Origin of the sequence: Paraburkholderia graminis, from assembly GCF_003330785.1 — a bacterium.
Classification (GTDB): domain Bacteria; phylum Pseudomonadota; class Gammaproteobacteria; order Burkholderiales; family Burkholderiaceae; genus Paraburkholderia; species Paraburkholderia graminis.
The window spans coordinates 42495-62722 of sequence record NZ_CP024934.1; the positions used below are offsets into that span (position 1 = coordinate 42495).

The following is a 20228-nucleotide window of genomic DNA, read 5'->3' on the forward strand; positions in this document are numbered from 1 at the left end:
CCTACACGGTGCCTACATGGAATTGCGAGATGGAAAAACAGAGCTTCACGGCCGCGCGCGTTGAGGGTTTCAAGTGTGAGTCGGGCAAGCAGCAGACGATATATTGGGACGCCAAGACGCCGGGCTTTGGGTTGCGCGCCACCGCGTCGGGGGCAAAGGCCTACGTCTTCGAATCCCGTCTGTTCGGAAGGACGATTCGACTGACGATCGGCGACGCTCGGGCATGGGATCTAGGTCGCGCTCGCACGGAGGCCGCCCGGTTAAAGACGCTGATAGACGACGGCAAGGACCCACGAGAAGTACGAGCGGAGCAACAGGCGGCACACGAGGCGCGTCGTGTCGAGGCTCAACGGCAGGATGCGACGTTTGGCTCGGTATGGGATCAGTACGTCGAGAGCCGTAAGGCGTTCTGGGGCGAGCGGCACTATCGCGATCACTTGCAGCATGCCGATGTAGGTGGCCAGCCGAAGAAGCGTGGCAAGGGACTCACCCAACCTGGTCCGTTGGCAGCGCTCCGTCCGCTGAAACTATCTGAACTGAGCAGCGAACGGATAGCCGGATGGCTCGTAGTCGAATCGAGCGAGCGTCCGACTATGTCGGCCCTGTCGTTCCGTCTGTTGCGAGGATTCATCCGCTGGGCTGACGACATGCCAATCTACAAGAATATCGTCCCGGCGGATGCGTACAAGGCGCGCGATGTTCGCGATGTCGTCCCGCGCGTCAAAGCAAAGGACGGCGACTCATTGCAACGCGAGCAACTGACCGTGTGGTTTCGCGAGGTTCGCCAACTCGCTAATCCCGTACATAGCGCCTACCTGCAAGGATTGCTGCTTACCGGGGCGCGTCGGGAAGAGTGGGCGGGATTGCGGTGGGAAGATGTCGATTTCCGCTGGCGCAGCCTTGTGCTGGATGACAAGGTTGAGGGAACGGGAGGACGCACGATTCCACTGACGCCATATTTGGCGACGTTGCTGACGAATCTGAAACGGCTGAACGAGACACCGCCTGAGCGGCGGCAGCTTGCGCGTTTGAAGGAGCGCGGTGAGGAATGGATGCCATCGGAATGGGTCTTCTCCAGCAAGACGTCGGAGGACGGCAAAATTGCCGAACCGCGCATCGCGCATAACAAGGCGCTCGCCGCCGCAGGGCTGCCCCACGTCACTCTGCATGGCCTTCGACGTTCATTCGGCACGCTGGCCGAGTGGGTGGAGGTTCCGGTCGGCGTCGTAGCGCAGATTCAGGGTCATAAGCCGTCTGCCATCGCGGAGAAGCACTATCGCCGCCGCCCGCTCGATTTGCTGCGCCTCTGGCATGATCGAATTGAGGCGTGGATGCTGGAACAGGCAGCGGTTCGGTTCACTCCAATGTCAGAGGGCGCCGCAGTCCCTTCTCTCGCTCAGACATAGAAGGTTGCCGAGCAAGGAAACTGATATGGCGAGCTAGAAGGTCATCATCATTGCCGGTCCAAACGGGGCTGGCAAGACAATGTTCGCCCGATCGTTCTTACCCACAGAGGCACAGCTTCCCCGCTTTGTGAATGCGGACCTTATCGCGGCCGGGCTTGCACCGCTTGCTCCGAAAACTGCAGCGATCAAGGCGGTCCGTCTGATGCTGGAAGTGCCGTGTAGCGCGCATTGCCTGCCATTTCAGTAGTCCAGGCTGAGTTCGTGGGCGTTGTCAGCCAGTTCGTCTAGAGCGGCCTCCTAATGGTCGCGAGTGGCCCGAGCACGCGCCAGGAGATCGTCAAAGCTGATGCGTACCGTCACCCCGATGTCATAACCGGCCTTCTGGCAGCGCGTTGCAGGCGGAGCTAGTTATTTGTTAGCTTCCCACTTGGCGAGCCATGTGACAGAGAGTTCGTCCGCCTTGGCCAGGCGCTCATGCAAATCTCCGATTGCTCTCGGCAAGTTCTTGCCTTTCTCTCCAAGCTCAATGTGCCGAAGGAAGCCTTGCATGGTTTCGAGTGACAGCCTGCCGAGTAACAGTAGAGCCTGCGGGTGACTCGTATTCCCTTGAAAATAGGGGAAATATTTTCCGCTCTCATTTTTGCCCAAGTGTAGGGAGTCGAGTACCTGCCATGAGCCGTGAAGGTGCAGCGGCGCTTCTGTCAAGTTGAAGAAGTCCGTGTTGCTGAGGCCAACGGCATTGGCCCTTTGATACCAATCACTCCCGCCCCACGAACCACCGGCGAAGCCACTTTCGGATGATGTCTCGACGTAGTCATCGATCAGATCGGGTGCAAGGTTTTCGCACAAGTATCTGATATCGATCATCGATTCAATTGCGAGGCATGCGGTCATGATAACCATGTCAAGCAGTTTGATTTGCGCCAGCGTGGCAACGGAGATAAGCAGCTTCGACAGCCTGACGATATTGCCAACCACGACTGCATGATCTCGCCCCCACCCATCGTCAGGAAAAAGCAGCGTAGCGTATCGGACGTACTGCGTGCCTTCCAGCAACAATTGTCGAGCCACTTCGGCTAATTGCTCGGGCTCGGAAAACCGTTTGAAATCCTCGGGTGCCACAGGAACCGTTTTGATGAATGGAATGTGTTCGGTCGACGGAGTCCTTGGCTCCGCTTGCGCACTAGCAGCGGTCTCTCTTTCCTTCATGCGCCGTAGCTGCCGAGCCAGCGTATCGCGACGTAGCACGCGAGAGTTTCTGTCGTTTTCTTGCTTATACCGAAGATCGGATCGGTACGAGTATTCGCCAACCAGTTCGGTACCTGCCACGCCTTTGTTCTTGATCAGTTCAGCCAGACGGAACAGGATTACATCTGGGTCGGTGCCTTTTCCAGTCTCAACCCAGATGCCCGCGATGAATTTGCCAAATTTATGCTTTGGGATCAACTGGCGCTCCTCAGGCTGTATCTCCTGCTGCGCGAGCACTGACCGAGGTACGAAACCATCCGGATCTTTCAGGTGGTAGTGGTCGGCGAACGCGCGAATCCATTGCGACTCAGGAAGATGAACCTGTCCCTCGCTGGCCATGCGACGGATGCCAAGGGCAAATGTCCTCGGGCTGATATCGGCCGGGTAATCGCCGTAATGACGGCAGTACTCGTCCCATAGAACCAGAATATTTTCAGCATTCTGAAAACGATCCGATTGGGGGGTGACATCCGTTCCGTCAAGGCCTCGCTCTGGCATTTTCATCGACCTGCGTAGCGAATGGAATAACTCGCGAAACGAGACAGGTTCCTCGTCTTTGTGATCAGCTAGCGCGGGAATGTCCTCCCAACGAACTGACGGCCGGATTCCGGACAGCAACATCGCCCCTACGATCGGGCTCCAGGATTCCCGTGCGAGATACGCTGCGGCTGCATCGCTAACGCGTCGGCTGATCCGAAGTATTTCCCCCGCTTTCTCTTTTTCGTATTGCTTCATGCTGCTTCCCAAGTTTCCCGTGTGCGGACAAATGCGGACATTTTATTCGCGGTTCTGAGCGATCGGGCAAGAATTCCAATCACATTGACGCACATTGATTAGGACAGGTTGACGCGTCAGTGGGGTGAAACGGCATGCGCTTTTGGCGCCGCCTAACTTACGGAAAAGGAGAAACAACGTGGCCGCAGCAGCAGTGAATATTCCGGTGACGCTAGCGACGATGCGCCGTCACATCTCGACGGACGAGTTTGCCGATCGTCTGCTCGTTTTGCGTCAAACGGTGTTGAAGGCATACAACCGTGATGGTGCGTACTGTGGTGTCCGCCCGGTTCGTCTGCCCAATCGCCGCCTCGCATGGCCGATTGCAGAAATCGAAAAGCTGTTCGAAACGCAGAACAGCACGATGGCAGCGAAGGAGGCAGCTTAATGAAGGTTTCCATCGAACACAACTTGTCGCCAGATAAAAAAAAGGTCAAACGAAAGCGCTTGAGCATGAAGGTGATCAACGAGATCAACGCCGTCAATCGTCGTATTGCCGAGACCTGGACTCCGGAGATGGACGCGGAGATCGAGTTGGCGACCCTTCAGTATCGGCTGGCTCGCTGCGCCACGTTGACGGAAGAAAAGCTGGTGCGCGCCCAAAAGCGTGCTCAACTGAAACGCGATTTGAAGAAGGCGGTGACGGTGAAGCTCCTCAGTAATGCGCTGGACGTAGATGCTCTGTTGGCTCGAATCCGTTCGGCCCTCGCAGACGTGGAACTGCACGAACTGAACGCCATGGCCGAACTGCGCGCCATCCGTGCTGAACTGCGCCAGGCTTAATGCGGAGCATGAATATGAAAAAAAACTTCTCCGAAGCAGCAATGGTCGATCTCTCGGCGATCAAGAGTGCGATCCTCGCGCTGGAGTCGCCCAAGGCGAAGCGTGACCGCGAGCGTATGGCGGCGTTCGGCGAACTGTACCCGGTCATGCGTGAGCAGCTTGATGCTGGCGTTTCGAAGAGCGCGATCGTTAAAACGTTGGCGGAGTGCGGCCTGTCGATCAACATTAAGATCTTCGACGAGTTGTTCGAAGCCGAAGCGACACGCCGTGGCGAGCCGGTGCCGGGCAAGGTGGCCGACGACGCGGCTGCTGTCGAGTCGGATAGCGTGCAGCAAGCCAGTGCATACGAGGAGGGCAGCTGATGCACACCCCCGCCTATACGTCTGGCGGGGGCTATATGCCCTCGCCGAACTACAGCCAGCGGCAGTTCGCTGGCGACCTTAACACCTCGCCCATATTCGGCCAGTTCGCGAGTGCACTCGACGCGGTGAGTGCATTGCCGCCGCGGCTGCGCAATGTCGTTTGCAACCTGCACGGCACTTACGGGGCGCCGCTGGATATAGCGCTTGGTAATGTGCTCGGCGTATTGAGCTTCGTGTGCCAGGGTGTCAGCAACGTGCTCGACAGCAAAGGTGATCCCATGCCCCTGAGCACCATCGTCCATGTTGTCGGCGTGCCCTTTGGCGGTAAATCGGCAACCTTCGTGCGCCTGATGCGGCCGGTTCATGCGGCAATGGCCGACTGGCCGCATCAATGGGACTTCGAGGACTCGACCCCGCAGGGCATCAAGCGCGTGTCGCCCGTGCTCGGACTCTGCGGGTGCGAGGAAGGCGATGCGTTCTTCGAGACCACCTTCGGCAAGGACTTCGCCTTGCAGATCAGCCTGCGCGATGGATTCGTTCCCGTGGTCACGCGAGCGAAAGACCTTGGTGGCGATCGCAAGAAGAAAACGCGGACGCGTTTCACGATCGTTGTTTTGATTCAGCCAGATCGTTACGACGAATGGCTCGGCAAGCATCGCAAGAAAGGCTTGGGATCTGGCTTTCTTCAGCGTGTGTGGATGGTCCGGTCGCACGAGGAAAGCAACAGGAGCGCGATCGGATGGTACCCGCAGGCGGAGGGGGGGCTGGACGACTGGGACGAGACGGTGTCGGTACTGCTGGATCGGGCAAAGGCCAATGGCGAGCGCCATCTCGCCAGTCTGCCTGCACTTGATGTGGCCGTCGATGCTGCCTATGTGCTGAATCGGGCACAGCAGCAGATCGACTTCATGGTTGCACAGGGCGTGTTTCGCGAGGCCTCGGCGATGGCGATGCGTTACCACGAGCGCGTGAGCGTACTGGCTGGCCTTTTCCAGCTCTACGAGGGTACGGGGCGCGTTATTACGCGGGAATTGATGTTCGCCGCAACGGTTGTGGCTAACTATCTCACCGGCCAGTGGCTTGGCACCGTGCTTCCGCCCGAAGCGGAGCCCCAGGACGAACTGGATGCGCGTGAACTGATGCCCAGGGTTGTCACGGAAATGCGAGCACGCAACATGTTCGGTATCCGCGAATCGGAAATCGTGACATTGGCGAAGAACATTAAGTGGATGCCGTCGCGCACCAAATGTGCTCTCATGGCGCTCTACGCCGCAGGCCAGCTCCGGCTGGTGCCGCGCACGATTAATGGCCGCCGCGTTGATTTCGTGGAACTGCCGGTCAGTTCGCCCTATATGCCGCCGCTCCTTTGATCATTCCGTCGAACCCCGTTTGCCTCCCGGCAGACGGGGCGTTTTGCCGGCCATACTGCGCCACGCGGTATCGATTACCATGCGCCAAAATCTCTTCATGAACTTGCCAGAATTTTCGCCCCAAAGGTTCCACGAACTTGCCGCACGCATTGATCGCAGCCTGAACTCGCACGTCGACCATGGTGGTCGCGAATTCCTCCTGGCCGGTCCAGAGATCGGATTTCTGGCAAGGCTCGACCGCCTCGTCCGGTTGTCGCAGGCGGCCTGGTTTAAACCTTTCGTCGTCACAGACTCGATCTTCCGGGATCGTGAGGATGCAACGGGGTCTTACGGCAAGAATAATCTTACCGACTGGATGCCGGACACAAGAACTGCACATCCGAATACCTGGTCGACCGTCGCGGAGGAGATGGCGTACATCCTGAATGTAATGTCCGCTCACCAATTGCTTTTTTCCGCATCGCATCCGGCAACCGGGCAGCTACTACTCGCGCCCCATCTGCGGTTGTTGATGGACGTGTTTTTCAGTCATCCGATCTGTATGTGTCTTGATCGCGATATTAACGGCCCCGTCGATCTCTCGGGCCGCATCCGTGCCGAGGTCTACAACGATTTTGTGGATCGACTCCGAGCGGCGATGCGTTCCCAAAAGTCGCTTCGACACGAACTGCACAACTGGAACCTTGGCAGCAGGCAAAACGATGCAAATATGGGTGCCTACCTCGATGGCCTGTTCGCGGAGCGCCCGAGCTTGACCGTGCTGCATATCCGCCTGTTTCATTCCAAAGAGCGTCTAAACCTGCTTACGGCATCGGCGGCGGACCTGCATCGTGAGCTTCAGACACTGCGGGCGTGCCGGACGCAATTCTTCGACCGACTGAGACGGAAGCCGGCACTGTTCACGGTCAACCCTGGGTACGTCTGGGCCATCATGCCGTCGTTGGAGGGCGGGTATGACCTGTACCTTACGCTGCTGTTCGATACCGCCGATCTGCAAAAGGTACTAGACGACAAAGTTGTCGAAGCCAATCTGATCGGCGCGGTTCTTCGCGACCACGCTGATCAGATTGGCTGGTATTGGGTAACAGCAGCGACAGAGGGCAAGGGAGCCTATATTCGTAGCGACCAGAACCCTTGGGTCTATGGTCGGGACGCGGTGCATGGAGAGGTTTGTGCCAGCGACGCCTTACGGCGTGCAAGGCTCAAGGAAATGCTCGGCCATCTGGCGATGCGCCGCGCACTGGTGCGCCTCAAGGACGAGCCTCTGGGAGAGTATTTTGGAATGCGCGAGCGAAAGGCGCGAGCCTCGCGCCGGTCGGTCCGCGGTGGCGAGAAGTTGAGGTAGGTCTGTGCCGGCGCTCGAGGAACGCGCCGGAAAAATCTGTATCCAAAACGCCTAACCCATTGATTTAACTAGCTCGCTGATTTTGCGATGCTTCACATGGGCTGGGCGTAATGCCCCTAGGGTGTTGATCGCCGAAGCGAACTTTCTCTTCCTGTTTTGCAGAAATTCTCGAACGAGCACATGCAAGAAACATGGCGAGAAAATTGTCCGCATTTTCGCGTACGCCACAGAATTTTCAAACGGCAGATCGCTGGAAAATTTCTCGAAGATCGTTGGTCAGTCAGCGCGATGATCGTGACGGGTCGCCACTTCAATTGTCGCTGTCCGCTGCAGTGGAAATCCGAGCAGGCCGATGGCAGCGTGTAGACGCGTGGGATGCTTGTTGCCGTTCGCGACGTCGATGATCGGGCAGTGACGGAGTGAACGTACTTAAGCAGCAAAGTCGCCTGCGAAAATTGGCCCTTCACTTCCTTGCAGCGATGCATCCTGGTCTGTCTCCAACGCAGAGATTCTTCGAGAACTCTTCGGTACAGGATTCGGCGTGTGAACGCGTTTCTTATCGCGGGTACGCCGTCTTCGGTCAGCCAATGGAACGGATAAGGTGCGCATGTGCAATTGAATCAGGGTTTCATCGCTATCGGCAGGCGTAGCCTACAGGCTTTGACACGCTTTTCACGGCATTCGTTGCCAGCGTTTCACCAGCAGAAAAGCTGCTGCCTTTGTGCGCTGTACTGTTCCCGATCTTCCTTTGACATGTCGCGAATCCGGGCTTGGCCGAGGTGTCGTTCAGGCGGCTGGTCGATGCATGAAGGAAGTTTTTGGCGGGTCGGGAATCCCTCCGGAATCCTGAGATCGACCAATGTGTCCTCCGGAAGCAGAAACGCCCGTGCAGCGGGCCCCCTGGAACACGCATCATTCGGCGAAGATCAAGGTGATGTGCGTCAGAGAATGTTTGCAGATGGTGAAGCGGCGGTTAAGCTTTTCCGCGATCAATGTCACGGTACTATCGCATGCAGTAATTCCACAGTAGTTTTGACGACTTCTGCTTCGTGCTCACGCTTTCACTGAGGCGCATCGCTCGTTACGCCGTTATGCGAGCAATATCGAAAAAGTGGCAATCGTCTTTCCTTCGGGAGGATCGTCGTAGCACGCAACGAATCCCTCTGTCCAGACGATAGGTCGCGCGCGTCTGATAGTTTGTACAAAACGAAGTCGTGTTTCGAAGTAAGTTTTATTGCGTCTGATACCAATAATATAGGTTGGGTGATGCAGTGACATCACCTTCTTTCTCACGCAATTTGCGTGAGGGGGAACCTTTAAGGAGGGGGTTTGTGTGATAGTGAGCGAGCGGAGTGAAGCGATCTGTTAAAGAGATTATAGGAGCCGTGAGGCGGATATAAGCTATTCCTTCTTCACTGGTGAGGGGCATTTACAACCCCTCACCAGCACTGTTTCTAGAGTTTATAGCAACCGGAGGCTGCTGCCGCAGGTGGATATAAACTCGGCTAACCGGGACTTGGCTGGAGGCCAATCCCGGGACTCTTTCTTTAGGGAAGGGGATGATACGGATCACCCTGCTGGGCAAACAAGACCAGCAGGGACATGGACACGATATCGGTATCAGGTCACGAAAGTGTGGAACTTATCCGCATTAGAAAAATATACTGCACCCGAAATTTTACAGGGAATTCTTCCGTTCATGGCTGACCGAGCAACGTCGCAAGCTTACGGACTAGAAGCATTGATTCAAAGCCATGCCCGGACCACCAACATTTCGGCCTTGATCGAGGAGAGGCGAGGCATAGGCGAGCCCCTTCGTGCCGGCGATGTGGGACATCACTTCACCATCGGTAAAACGATATGCGGCATGTCGGCGATGCCGTCGATGCTGCCCGCGTGACGCAACGGAAAACGCAGCGGCATTTCTGCGCAGCCCACAAGTTTCAAATTGCCCGTCATGCTCGTACGCATTACGTATGGACTTTTTCAATTAACCGCGTAGCACCCCGCCAAATCTCTGCTGCTGTGAAGTGTTGGAGATCTCGCCGCCGGCATCAGGTGTGAGCGTTCAGTTCGCCACACCTTGTGTCGCTGTGCCCAATGTGCGGAGCCACCGGCGTTGGCGCGCTTCTTTCTCCGTCCCGGGCGCGTCGCCACGCTTCCTGAATCGCCTGAAACACGACTGGCACCAGGTCGCACCCTTCAAAGGATGCCGGTCGCTCGTCTCGCGGATAATCCAGGCTGGCAGGCGCGCGGATCAGGTCAAGAACGCGCCTGCGGTGCTGTCCCGTGGATGCCAGATGCGCCAGTACGTCCGCCTCGATTTCATGCAGCAACGCCCACGTCAGGACGCCTGAGGACCTGTACCTTCGAACAATCGCCGGAAGCGCCTCCCTGACGGCGGCGTCGGCCGCAATCAGGGTGTCCATGGGACCTCGCCAGCCGGGCGGCGTTTCACCCGATTCGATGATGTGCGAACGGCACTCGGAGAGTGCTTCGCGCAGCGAGTAGGGGGCGCGTATTAACGCCAGTGCTGCAGCATATTCGGCGCTGACACGGAGCCTGCGCCGCCACCGGCTAACGCCAAAGAGAGCGAGGGTTACTGCGGCGAGGGCGATAAGAACGGGCGCAGCGTGCGCGCCCAGCTGCGAGATAGCATTGATCCTGTCCATAGAACGGAAAGTGGAATATGTACGTTGCGCTGGTGGGGGTCAATTCATCGACGAAACATCAGCGCAATCGCAGCGCCTTTACGAGATTGAAAATAGGGGTCCGGCAGAAATTTCTCAAGAGATATCCGCAGGTTTTCGCTACCACGATGCGCCGCTGGTGCCGTTCGCTCATGCGACGGCGAGCGTTCGACCAGTCATCCGCGACGATGCGGCCAACCCGCGCGTCCTCCCTTGAGCACTGCATGGCGGACTAGCGATGCGGTTTGCTCGCTGTCATGACGACGCGCAACGCGGAGGGCATCAGCGCTGGCACGGCGCGTCACCCGCAATGCGCCCGCGACTACGTCGCCATGCCCAGCGTGCGGACCAGATCGGCCAGCCGGTACGGCTTGTGGATAAATGCGAAGTCGCTGAGGTTGCCGTGCTGCGCCCTCAGCGCGGGAAGAGGGTATCCCGACGCAAGCACGATCCTGACATCGGGACGGAGCTCACGCGTCGAACGCGCAAGCTGGATGCCATCGATACCATCAGGCATCACGAGATCGGTAAACAGGACCCCGATGTCGTCGCGCCGATTCAACACGCCCATCGCTTGAGATCCGTTGCTGGCGGTCAGTACTTCGTAGCCGAGGCTGTGGAGCAGCGCCGCGGTTGCGTCCAGGAGATCCGGCTCGTCCTCGACGACCAGCACCGTATCGAGCGTCGGGCCGGTCAACGGGTCAGCGTCGCCAGAGGTGTCTTCCGCGACCGGCAGATAGATGCTGACGGTCGTGCCCAGGCCCGGTTCGCTATCGATCAGCACGTCGCCGCCGGACTGCGCAATGAAACCGTATACCTGGCTCAGGCCCAGGCCGGTGCCCTTGCCCATTTCCTTGGTGGTGAAGAACGGATCGAAAGCACGCGCCGCGACCTCGGGCGACATCCCCGAGCCGGTGTCCGCGACGGCGACCCTGACATACGGGCCCGGCGCCAGCGTCCCCACGGCCCCTTCGCCGAGCACGATGTTCCCGACCGCGATGACGATTTTTCCGCCATGGGGCATGGCGTCGCGCGCATTCACGACCAGGTTCAGCAGCGCGGACTCAAACCGGGCGACATCGAGCAGCACAGGCCGGGGCTCGGGCTCCGGCCGGACCTCCAGCCCGACCATGCCGTCCGCGGCCCGGCGAAGGACCGCCTCAAAGCCCCGGATCACGGCGTTCAGATTACATTTTTCAACCTTGAGCGGCTGCTGACGCGCGAACGAGAGCTGCTGCTGGGTCAGGGTGGCGCCGCGGGCGACCGCGCGCTGCATGGTTTCCAGCATCCTGAGATCGGCATGGCCTTGCGCCAGCAGGGAGAGCGCATCCAGTCCGTTCGACATCACGGCCAGCAAATTGTTGAAGTCGTGGGCGACCCCCCGGTCAGCTGGCCGAGCGATTCCATCTTCTGCGACTGGAAGAGAGCAGCGTTGGCGCGCTCGAGCGCCTCCATGGTCTGCCTACGCTCGGTCACGTCGCGTATCACCTTGGCAAAGCCGACGAGCTCGCCAGCTTCATCACGGATGGCATCGACCACCACATGCGCCCAGAAGTGCGAGCCGTCCTTGCGTACCCGCCAGCCTTCCCGCTCGAAGCGGCCTTCCGCGCGGGCTGTTGCGAGCGTCTGTGCAGGCAGACCACTGGCCCGGTCCTCTTCCGTATAGAAGCAGGAAAAATGTTTGCCGAGGATTTCTTCGCGCGAATAACCCTTGATCCGTTCCGCGCCGGCATTCCAGGTTTTGATGACCCCGTCCGGGTCCAGCATGAAATTGCGTAGTCCCTCACGCCCGCCACGAGAAGCCGGAAAGACTGTTCTTCGGAAATTTCCCTGCGGGGCGGTGTGCGGTCTGTCATGGTATTGGTGGGCGGCAGTTTGTCAGGCGGAGCCGCAGAGGTCATGGAGAAAATACCAGCAAGACGCGCGCCATGGCAGCGCATCATACGCGGTTACCCCGGCCGGGATTGGCCTCTGGACGCTCAGTTCTGATGGTCCGGGGCGGCCCACCACTCAGATTCAAACAGGAAGCGACAGGAAGACGATCATGACCGAGCGACTGGTTGACGTAATGGATGGCAGCGGTAATGTCCTGCATACCTACCCCGTTGCGCTGGGCGAGTCGGTGAATGCGGACGATTCCGAATACCAGGCCAGGGCGCTGGAAGCGGCAGCGCACGGCCGGCTGGTGCCGGACGACAAACTCGGCACGCTGACGGCCAGAATGCACATGGGTCGGGGCGGTCAGATGGCGCCCTACGGCGATGACCTGCAAGGAAATTCGGAAACCAGACAGGGTCTGGAGCAGGCTGTCCGGGAACGTGCTTACCTGCTCTGGGAGAACGAAGGACGCCCTGAAGGGCGTGCGGAAGAATACTGGCATCGTGCTCTGGACCAGCATCTTCGGGAGCGGGCTTACGTGCTGTGGCAGCAGGAAGGCAGTCCCGAAGGGCGACAGGACGAATACTGGCGTCGACTGGTCGAGTTTCAGGCCCAGTGAGTTTTTGCCTGCCCGGCAAACGTCCGGGCGTCAGGCACGGATAACAAGGCAAGCATGTGACGACGTCGGCGTCGACCAGGTCAGCGTATTGGCGCCGACGGATTGTCGGATGGAAGAGAAACCCATGACGAAAGGCATTGACAGCCTTCCTCCGGCACTATATTGTGGGCCTCGAAATATTCAAGAAGCTCGATTGCTGATCACCATTTTCCGCCGCATCTGCGCGGTACTCGTTGTCCTCTCTTCTTCCTTGAAGTTTTTGTCGCTCCGCACCGGAGCTGTTATTTTTATTTCAGGGAATTCTCATGGATACCGGTACTGTCAAGTGGTTCAACGATAGCAAAGGCTTTGGCTTCATTACTCCGGACGCTGGCGGCGACGATCTGTTCGCTCACTTCTCGGAAGTTCGGGGCGATGGCTTCAAGACGCTCGCCGAAAACCAGAAGGTGAGCTACGAGACCAAGCGCGGGCCGAAGGGTATGCAGGCCGCGAATATCTCGCCGCAGTAACGTATTTCAGGGGCCGGCCTGCCGGCCCTTAGCTTTGTCAGCCTGACCAGCATCCTCGCGGAGCCCCTGCGCTCCCGATCTGATCGCCGCGTTTCAACGTGCGCGTCATTTGTCTTTCGACACGATCCGTCTCGCCCCGTTTTTCAATTTATATAGCCTGTACGATCTGATGTCGTGCGGCCGGTTATCGCTTATGCAAAAGAATAAACACATTCACCATTACAACGGTTATTCAGTCTCGCCGTCCGCTCACCGCTTACCCGACGGCTGGTTTGCTGCAAATCTGCTGCTCACCAGAGGTGACGCCCTCAGTGCTGAGCCGGTTTCTTACCAGTTTGATGCGCTCGACTATTTCGATAGCGAAATGCAGGCCTTGGGGCACGCTGCAGCATGGGCACGCGGCTGGGTCGATAGCCGCGGGTAAGCCGGCATGGCGTGCACCGCATGAGCGGCGCTGCCTGGCCTGGCGCTCGCCGGTCCGATCAGAATCTGGTCCCTGTGGTTATGCGTGTCGCCGTATCGCCGGAGGTCGCCCGGCGCAGTCTCATGGCCCCCCAGGCTGTGTTTCAGTGTCCGAATTACGAAGACCCGGTACCCACGTCAACCAGATTGTCGTGAAACGTCGTACTGAACAACGCGAGGATGTCAGGCTCACGCCTCATCTCCCTCGCATGCGCTCATATCGCCAGGTCGGATCGCCTGATCTGCGCAGCGGTATTCCCGTCATTCCCATCGAGAGCAGAGATGGCTTTATTGGTCATGCAGGTCGCAGTGAGCGGAGAACTGGTGGAGGTGTTCGAGATGCCGGTTGATGACGTTGACGGACACCGCATGCTCGCCTGCGCAAACGAGGACGGGCGGGTGATTTATCGTGCCGGCCAGATCCCCGAAGACGGTGAGGTCTGGATCGATCTCATCGACCGGGACGGCGAGACGCTGCTTGATCAGGTGGCATGTTTTCATCGGGCGGATGCCGCCGATGCGCTGCAGCTTCATTTCGACATGAATGCCGGGGTGGTTAAAGACTGTCTTTCAAAGACAAATGTTGCCTCGCTGTATGCGAGGCATCGCATAGCTGCGCAGGCTTACTTCCGCAAGATCGATCGCCTCGTTGACTGCTCCATGGTGAGCTCCAGACAAAGCAATCGCCGGCGGGTAGGTGACGCCAGTGTAATGGATCTCGTCATTGAACTTTGCAGGCGGCTCGACTGTGCGGACACCCTGCTCGCGCTGAACGAGCTGCCGACGCCCATACAGACCGCGGCCGGGCAACTGAGGGAAGCGGCGAAGTCCTACGCGGCGGCCGTTCAGCCACTGTGAAGCGTTCTTGAGCGCGCAGCTGCGGATGTGAAGGAAATTGGCGCCATGCAAAGAACCGTGAGCTATAGCGGGCCCGAGATTTACATGGAACTGCGGCCCAATTCGAAAGACATGTTCGAGCCGTGGCTCCGCATTGACCGGCCGAGCCACGATGCGCGAACCGCTGCTTTTGGCACTCTGATCCCGGTTCGCGGACCCGTATTCACGTCGGTGGGCTTACCTTGTCGCGGAGATTGCGGGGCAGGCGTCAATCGACCTTATTCTTGGTCCGGAAGGCTAGCTCGACATGCGGTACATGCCCGCACACAGGCGCGGTTTCATACTGCACCTTGCCGCCTGTTAGTGCGGCGAGAGAAGCATCGGCAAAATACTTTACAGGAATGCCTGATGGACGAACGGAAACGGGACAGCATGATTGCGTATCTGCGCCACCGCATGGATGACTTCGGCATCAGCCCGGATGACCTTGCTTCTTTCCTGACGACCAGGCCTGCCGGACCGGATACGGGTCGCTACCGTAGCGCGGGTGGCGATACCTGGAGCGGTGAAGGTGAGACACCTCAATGGCTGAAACAGGCCATTAGCGCGGGACAGTCCATCGGGCACTTCGAACTTCCACTGGGAGCACCCGCGCAACCGGCAACGCCGTGCGATGCGGACTGGAAAAACGATCCTTTCGCCGGAAGCCCGCTCGCACGGTCGAGCCACCGCTAGGCGTTAATCTGCGCCGTTCTGGTTTACGGGGCGATGGTCAGTGCGCCCGCATTGATAGAATCTCCGTCTTCGGGGCGGATAATTTGGGACGGACAAGTCTGCGGTAGCTGTTCCTGCTGGGCGTTACACCAGCCGCAGGCCGATGCATTTGAGCGGCACGAACCGCAATCGGCAAACCCAAGGGCATTCTGCTTCTCCAAGGAACGACTTGCGACTGGCTGATTTCATCCTGCGTGATATGGAGCGCATCGTGGCGCAATGGGAGGCGTTCGCCGTGACCCTGCTGCCCGCGGCGGCAAGCATGGATTCACTGGCTTTGCGTGACCATGCCCGGCCGCTGCTTGAAGCGATGGCGGCGGACCTGTCGACGTCGCAAACGCCCGAAGCGCAATCGCAGAAAGCCAGGGGGCGGGCCCCGCAACTGGCCGATGCATCGCACACCGCGGCACAGACGCACGCCATTCTGCGCGCGCAAGGCGGCTTCGACATCAACCAGCTGGCCGCCGAGTACCGCGCGCTGCGCGCCAGTGTGCTTCAGCTGTGGATAGATGAGTGCCGGCCCGAAGGCCCGCATGTGGATGACATCATCCGTTTCAATGAAGCGGTCGATCAGGCGATTGCTGAATCGGTCCGCTCTTTCAGTGCGGAGGTCGACCAGGCACGCAACCTGTTCCTCGGGATGCTTGGCCATGACATGCGCAGCCCGCTGCAGACCATCCAGGCGACGGCTTCGTTTCTCGCAGGGATGAATGCCGGTGAAGCGGTAGCGGCAGCCGCGAACCGTCTGATCCGGACCGGCGCCCGGATGCAGTTGCTGCTCGACGATCTGTGCGATTTCAACCGGACCGAACTGGGTCTGGGAATCAGCTGCGTGCCAGCCGAGGTCGACCTTGTGGCGGTGTTTGCCGATGAGACGGACCAGCTGCGTGCGGCTTATCCCGGCCGTCGCATCATGCTGGAAGCACCCGTCAGCCTGCCGGGGGTGTGGGACGGTCCACGCCTGCAGCAGGTGCTGGCCAACCTCGTTGTGAATGCGGTCCGGTATGGCGCGCCGGACATGCCGGTGCGAGTGGTGATGACAGGCGACGAGACGCGGGTCCGGTTCGAGGTCAGAAATGCAGGTCCTGCCATCGAGCCGGCGCTGCTGCCAAGGATCTTCGATCCGCTCCAGCGCGGCCCGGAGGCCGGCGCCGGGAACGGCAATCTCGGGCTCGGACTGTATATCGCGCGCGAGATCGCCGCGGCGCACGGCGGCACGATCGAGGTGCGGTCGGACGACCAGGAGACTGTCTTTACGGTCAGCCTGCCGCGGCAGACAGTTATCCGACGAGCGCGGCGATGAGCGTGAGTCGCTGCCGGGGCCAGCCTTTCCGTGCATGCCGTCGAATTGGTCTGACCCACGTGGGACACGATCCGGCGCAAATCCGCAGACCTCATTTATCGCCGTCCAGGCAAGCGCGCTCGTAGCGGTGTTCCCGGACAGGCAGTCCGTTCAGTTCGTTGGCCTTGGGTCAAGCTCGGTGACACCATCATTGTAGGGAAGCGGTGCCCATTGGTATGCGCCATGAACCTTCCTGACGTGACCCAACCCCGGGAAGGAGATGTGATCGGAAGCAACCACAATCCCGCTAATTGCTGCTTCGCGGAGCAACTTCTCGCGGCTCATCACCGCCTGCGCAGGGACGACGTCATACGCTACCGATACATCGGGATGTTCGAACTGCACTTCCGAAGAATGAATCGTATCCCCCCAAAACAACATCTTATGTCCGTCGCTTTCGACGTAGTAGACGGTGTGGCCCGGCGTGTGGCCTGGGGAGGCGACCGCTTTGATTCCTGGCAAGATCTCGCCATCAGACGTCAGGTAGTGAACGCGGTTTGCGTCGACGTAGGGGCCAACAGTTGCCCTGGATTGCTCGACCGTGCGACGGTCATCCGGTGCTTCAAGCCTGTTGCCTTTGTCGAGCCAGTAATCGACGTCTTTCTTCGAGACATACACGGTCGCGTTCGGAAAAACCATTCGGCCGCCTACCGTCAGCCCGCCGGAGTGATCGCCATGGATGTGAGTGAGAAGGATTGTATCGATTTGATCCGGGCTGAAACCCGCCGCCTCCATGCTGGAAATAAGTTTGCCGCTATCCGGACCGAAGAGTTCGCCGGCGCCCGTATCGATGAGCACCAGGTGGCTGCCCGTGTTGACCAGGTATGCATTGACCGAGATAGGAATCGGTTCCTGCTCATGGTAGCTCGCGATGATGGATTGGACTTCCTTTTTCTTGCTCAGGATGTCGCCGAAGTCACGCGGTGCGACGCCGTCTGACAGCGCGGTTACCTGGAACCGGCCAAGGGTGCCTCGATAGAAAGACGGTGCCTGAGAGAGCGCACTGTCGCCTCCATAAGCGCCCACCGCCGTAGCAAGTGCCGCGAAGCTTAAGCCGAGAAGATACGATAGGGTCTTCAAGAGTTTCATGGTTCGACTCCAGAGTAGCCTGTGGATGCCGGGGCCACCGGCGGCGGACTTTCCCGCGCCGATTCCGCTAGTGCTGTGCTGAGGCTGCCGGGTACGGTCAGGCGGTTCGTCGTCTCAGAACACGGCCTGCTCGCTGCCCCGTGTGGGCGCCGCCTGCGAACGTGACCTCGCCGTTGACGATAACGGTCTCGATGCCCGCGGACGGTTGCACAGGATCTTCGTAGGTTGCCCGGTCACCGACCGTGGCCGCGTCGAACACGACGAGGTCGGCGTAGTTGCCGAGTTCGACCGTACCGCGCCGCTGGAGGCCGAAGGTTCTCGCCGTGAGGCCCGTCATTTTCCATACGGCCGTTTCTAGCGGAAAGAGGCTGAGTTCGCGGCAATAACGGCCGAGCACACGTGAAAATGTGCCCCATAGGCGCGGGTGCGGCTTTTCACTACTCGGCAGACCGTCCGAGCCGATCATTGTTTGCTCGAACGCCAATATGCGTTGGACGTCCGACTCATCCATGCTGAAATAGATCGCGCTTGCGGGCTGCAAGCGCTTGGACGCTTCCGCAAGTGAGACGCCCCATAATGCTGCGATATCCGCAAGTTCACGGCCGACCAACTCGGGGTGGGCTCCGCTCGATGCAATCCGCACGCGGCCCCGCAGACGCGTTTCGTCCTGATGAAGCATCGTCGAGCTCGCGTCGTAAGGGTAACAGTCGAGACCGACGCATTGGCATCTCATCGCAGCCTCGATCATCGGTAGCGTGACGAGCGACTTGCCAAAGTTCTGCTCGCGCGCCAACTTGTGATGCGAGATGATGACGGGGATGCCAAGCGCCCGCCCAATTCGCAGCGTTTCTTCAATCGATTCGACGCACCGGTCGGCTTCATCCCGCATATGCGTCACGTAGATGCCACCTTTCTCGGCGAGCGGCTTGCAGACGCTGACGATTTCATCCGTCGTAGCGGCTGCTGCGGGCGGATAGTACGTCCCAGTGGATAGCCCTACCGCACCGGCATCCATCGCTTCCGCCAATAAAGCCCGCATCGCCTGCACCTCGTCCGCGCGCGCCTCGCGATCGAGGGCATCCATCGTCGATACGCGCAACGTCGTATGTCCGACCATCGGTATCACGTTGACCGAGGCGGGTGCCTGCTCGAGCGCCGTCAGATAGCTGTCGAAGCGGGCAAAGGTGGCGGCTTCGTGAAACTCACGGCTTGCAATCAGGCTGAGCGGCATCGGACGTTTCGCCCCGCTGGCCAATGGGGCCGTGCTGACGCCGCAGTTGCCCGTGACGACGCTTGTCACGCCTTGCGAGATTTTTGGCATCATCTGCGGATCCAGCAGCAGGGCGGCGTCATCGTGAGTGTGCGAATCGATGAATCCAGGGGCGACGATCTTTCCCAACGCATCGATAACCCGCTCGGCGGACAGATGCGACGCATCGCCGATAAAGACCACCTCGCCGCCCGCTATTCCGATGTCCGAATCGTATCGAGGCCGTTTTGTTCCATCGATCAGTGTTCCACCGCGGATCAAGGTATCGAGCTTGAAATCTTTTCGCTGGGTCATGCGATTCACTTCCACGAGTGGGGGAAGGCGCTTCGGGCCTTCGTCGGTGTTAAATATTGCCGGAGATGGAAACGTCGTCTAGTGAATTTACGTAGGTTGGCCATAACCGAAGTTTATGGGCACCGTCGCGTTTGCGCGCTTTGTCTTGCGTGGCGTAGAGTTGACGGCCAGACGAATCCGACTGATAAGGAAAACAGCGTGAGGCTACGTCATATCGAGGTCTTCAGCGCGATCATTTCAACCGGCTCCGCGGCGGGTGCAGCCAAACTGCTGCATATATCGCAGCCTGCCATCAGCAAGGTACTCAAGCACGCCGAGCAGTCGCTCGGATTTGCGCTGTTCATACGGGACAAGGGAAAACTGGTGCCCACGCCGGAGGCATTGAGGCTCAGAGAAGAGCTCGGCCCGCTTGAAGACCAGTTGCGGCGCATTCGACGGTTATCGGCAACGTTGGCTCACGGCGCTGTCCGCCCATTGGCCGTCGCGGTCACGCCGGCGATCGCCTACACCGTGTTGCCGCAGGCGGTCGCCGCGTGGTGCGAAGCGTTCCCGGACGCAAACTGTGAGCTCGCCGTCGCGCATACACGCGAAATCGAGCAGGCACTGCTGCTCGGCGAAGCGGAATTGGGGCTGACCATGCGACCGATCTCGCACCCCAACCTGATCGCGACGCCCATTCTGGATTGCCGCTTTTGCGCGATTGCGCCCGCGGGCTGGTGGCCGGAGGAATTGCTGACCTACCCCGTTCAGCCCAGTGAGCTCGCCAACACGCAACTGATCTCGATCGATGCGGACGACTACCTGGGCGCCTTGCTCGCAAGCTGGGTGGCCGACACACCGGGTGTCGTGTCGCGGGTCTCCGTCCAGACCTATCCGCTTGCGCATGCGCTCGTCGAAAACCGCGTCGGGGTCGCGCTCGTCGATTCACTAACCGCCCGATCGACAGGCAAGCGGTACAGCGTACAGACGAGGCCGGTCGCATCGGATCAGACCCTGCACGTCTATGCCGTCACTGAGCGCTCGCGGCCGCCGCTCAAGCTCGGCGAGCGCCTTTTGCAATCCCTGCGCGAAGCCGCCGGGTAACCAGCAAGGAGCCCCGGTCGAATGCATTGGCCAGACGCCTATAACCTCGGTTTATCGCCGCGGGCTGTTTCGATATTGGACGAGATCAGCAAG

The 20228-nt window shown here is 59.4% G+C and carries 21 protein-coding genes; 14 read left to right on the forward strand and 7 right to left on the reverse strand.

Annotated features, from left to right (window positions below; all coding sequences use genetic code 11):
• Positions 1-29: 29 nt before the first annotated feature.
• Complete coding sequence (locus tag CUJ91_RS00170) at positions 30-1406, forward strand: tyrosine-type recombinase/integrase (RefSeq protein ID WP_114155625.1); 1377 nt, start codon at positions 30-32, stop codon at positions 1404-1406.
• Positions 1407-1814: 408 nt separating this feature from the next.
• Here the strand turns inward: CUJ91_RS00170 and CUJ91_RS00175 are convergent, their stop codons facing one another.
• Positions 1815-3389 carry a hypothetical protein gene (locus tag CUJ91_RS00175; protein ID WP_114155626.1) on the reverse strand — a complete coding sequence of 525 codons (1575 nt, stop codon included), beginning with the start codon at positions 3387-3389 and terminating at the stop codon, positions 1815-1817.
• Between the two features lie 178 nt (positions 3390-3567).
• Here CUJ91_RS00175 and CUJ91_RS00180 point away from each other — a divergent pair, with 178 nt between their 5' ends.
• The 5 genes from CUJ91_RS00180 to CUJ91_RS00200 all read left to right on the forward strand — a co-directional run bounded on the left by CUJ91_RS00180 (position 3568) and on the right by CUJ91_RS00200 (position 7288).
• Positions 3568-3816 (forward strand): hypothetical protein, encoded by a 249-nt coding sequence (locus CUJ91_RS00180; protein WP_114155627.1) that lies wholly within the window; start codon positions 3568-3570, stop codon positions 3814-3816.
• Complete coding sequence (locus tag CUJ91_RS00185; protein ID WP_114155628.1) at positions 3816-4211, forward strand: hypothetical protein; 396 nt, start codon at positions 3816-3818, stop codon at positions 4209-4211. Before CUJ91_RS00180 ends, CUJ91_RS00185 begins: the two co-directional genes overlap by 1 nt.
• A gap of 14 nt (positions 4212-4225) precedes the next feature.
• Positions 4226-4573, forward strand: coding sequence for a hypothetical protein (locus CUJ91_RS00190; RefSeq protein ID WP_244230951.1), 348 nt, complete (start codon positions 4226-4228; stop codon positions 4571-4573).
• A complete protein-coding gene (locus tag CUJ91_RS00195) occupies positions 4573-5943 on the forward strand; it encodes a DUF3987 domain-containing protein (RefSeq protein WP_114155629.1) in 1371 nt (456 codons plus the stop codon). Before CUJ91_RS00190 ends, CUJ91_RS00195 begins: the two co-directional genes overlap by 1 nt.
• A gap of 79 nt (positions 5944-6022) precedes the next feature.
• The gene (locus CUJ91_RS00200) at positions 6023-7288 is read left to right on the forward strand and encodes a hypothetical protein (protein ID WP_244230952.1); all 1266 of its coding nucleotides are present in this window, start codon (positions 6023-6025) and stop codon (positions 7286-7288) included.
• Between the two features lie 1836 nt (positions 7289-9124).
• On the opposite strand, the gene CUJ91_RS35070 is transcribed toward CUJ91_RS00200, so the two are convergent.
• A complete protein-coding gene (locus CUJ91_RS35070) occupies positions 9125-9247 on the reverse strand; it encodes a hypothetical protein (RefSeq protein ID WP_279635405.1) in 123 nt (40 codons plus the stop codon).
• Positions 9248-9342: 95 nt separating this feature from the next.
• Positions 9343-9717 carry a DUF2471 family protein gene (locus CUJ91_RS00205; RefSeq protein WP_208716142.1) on the reverse strand — a complete coding sequence of 125 codons (375 nt, stop codon included), beginning with the start codon at positions 9715-9717 and terminating at the stop codon, positions 9343-9345.
• A gap of 229 nt (positions 9718-9946) precedes the next feature.
• On the opposite strand from CUJ91_RS00205, the gene CUJ91_RS33940 reads away from it, so the two are divergent.
• Positions 9947-10195 (forward strand): hypothetical protein, encoded by a 249-nt coding sequence (locus tag CUJ91_RS33940; protein ID WP_153067602.1) that lies wholly within the window; start codon positions 9947-9949, stop codon positions 10193-10195.
• Positions 10196-10300: 105 nt separating this feature from the next.
• On the opposite strand, the gene CUJ91_RS00210 is transcribed toward CUJ91_RS33940, so the two are convergent.
• The gene (locus CUJ91_RS00210; protein ID WP_279635429.1) at positions 10301-11326 is read right to left on the reverse strand and encodes an ATP-binding protein; all 1026 of its coding nucleotides are present in this window, start codon (positions 11324-11326) and stop codon (positions 10301-10303) included.
• On the reverse strand, positions 11323-11745 hold the full coding sequence (locus tag CUJ91_RS35075) for a PAS domain-containing protein (protein WP_279635406.1): 423 nt from the start codon (positions 11743-11745) through the stop codon (positions 11323-11325). Before CUJ91_RS35075 ends, CUJ91_RS00210 begins: the two co-directional genes overlap by 4 nt.
• 277 nt (positions 11746-12022) lie before the next feature.
• Here CUJ91_RS35075 and CUJ91_RS00215 point away from each other — a divergent pair, with 277 nt between their 5' ends.
• From CUJ91_RS00215 to CUJ91_RS00245, 6 genes are all read left to right on the forward strand, one after another.
• Positions 12023-12475 carry a DUF2934 domain-containing protein gene (locus CUJ91_RS00215; RefSeq protein WP_114155630.1) on the forward strand — a complete coding sequence of 151 codons (453 nt, stop codon included), beginning with the start codon at positions 12023-12025 and terminating at the stop codon, positions 12473-12475.
• A gap of 305 nt (positions 12476-12780) precedes the next feature.
• Positions 12781-12984: a cold-shock protein gene (locus CUJ91_RS00220; RefSeq protein WP_025527573.1), complete on the forward strand. Its 204-nt coding sequence runs from the start codon at positions 12781-12783 to the stop codon at positions 12982-12984.
• Between the two features lie 193 nt (positions 12985-13177).
• A complete protein-coding gene (locus CUJ91_RS00225; protein WP_114156650.1) occupies positions 13178-13408 on the forward strand; it encodes a hypothetical protein in 231 nt (76 codons plus the stop codon).
• A gap of 320 nt (positions 13409-13728) precedes the next feature.
• Positions 13729-14304, forward strand: coding sequence for a hypothetical protein (locus CUJ91_RS00230; protein ID WP_114155631.1), 576 nt, complete (start codon positions 13729-13731; stop codon positions 14302-14304).
• Positions 14305-14691: 387 nt separating this feature from the next.
• Positions 14692-15018 carry an H-NS histone family protein gene (locus CUJ91_RS00240; protein WP_114155632.1) on the forward strand — a complete coding sequence of 109 codons (327 nt, stop codon included), beginning with the start codon at positions 14692-14694 and terminating at the stop codon, positions 15016-15018.
• 208 nt (positions 15019-15226) lie between these two features.
• Positions 15227-16360 carry a sensor histidine kinase gene (locus CUJ91_RS00245; protein WP_114155633.1) on the forward strand — a complete coding sequence of 378 codons (1134 nt, stop codon included), beginning with the start codon at positions 15227-15229 and terminating at the stop codon, positions 16358-16360.
• Between the two features lie 150 nt (positions 16361-16510).
• Here the strand turns inward: CUJ91_RS00245 and CUJ91_RS00250 are convergent, their stop codons facing one another.
• A complete protein-coding gene (locus CUJ91_RS00250) occupies positions 16511-17488 on the reverse strand; it encodes an MBL fold metallo-hydrolase (protein ID WP_114155634.1) in 978 nt (325 codons plus the stop codon).
• A 97-nt stretch (positions 17489-17585) separates the two neighbouring features.
• Positions 17586-19052: an N-acyl-D-amino-acid deacylase family protein gene (locus CUJ91_RS00255; RefSeq protein WP_114156651.1), complete on the reverse strand. Its 1467-nt coding sequence runs from the start codon at positions 19050-19052 to the stop codon at positions 17586-17588.
• A gap of 198 nt (positions 19053-19250) precedes the next feature.
• Here CUJ91_RS00255 and CUJ91_RS00260 point away from each other — a divergent pair, with 198 nt between their 5' ends.
• On the forward strand, positions 19251-20135 hold the full coding sequence (locus CUJ91_RS00260; RefSeq protein WP_114155635.1) for a LysR family transcriptional regulator: 885 nt from the start codon (positions 19251-19253) through the stop codon (positions 20133-20135).
• The last annotated feature ends 93 nt before the right edge of the window (positions 20136-20228 follow it).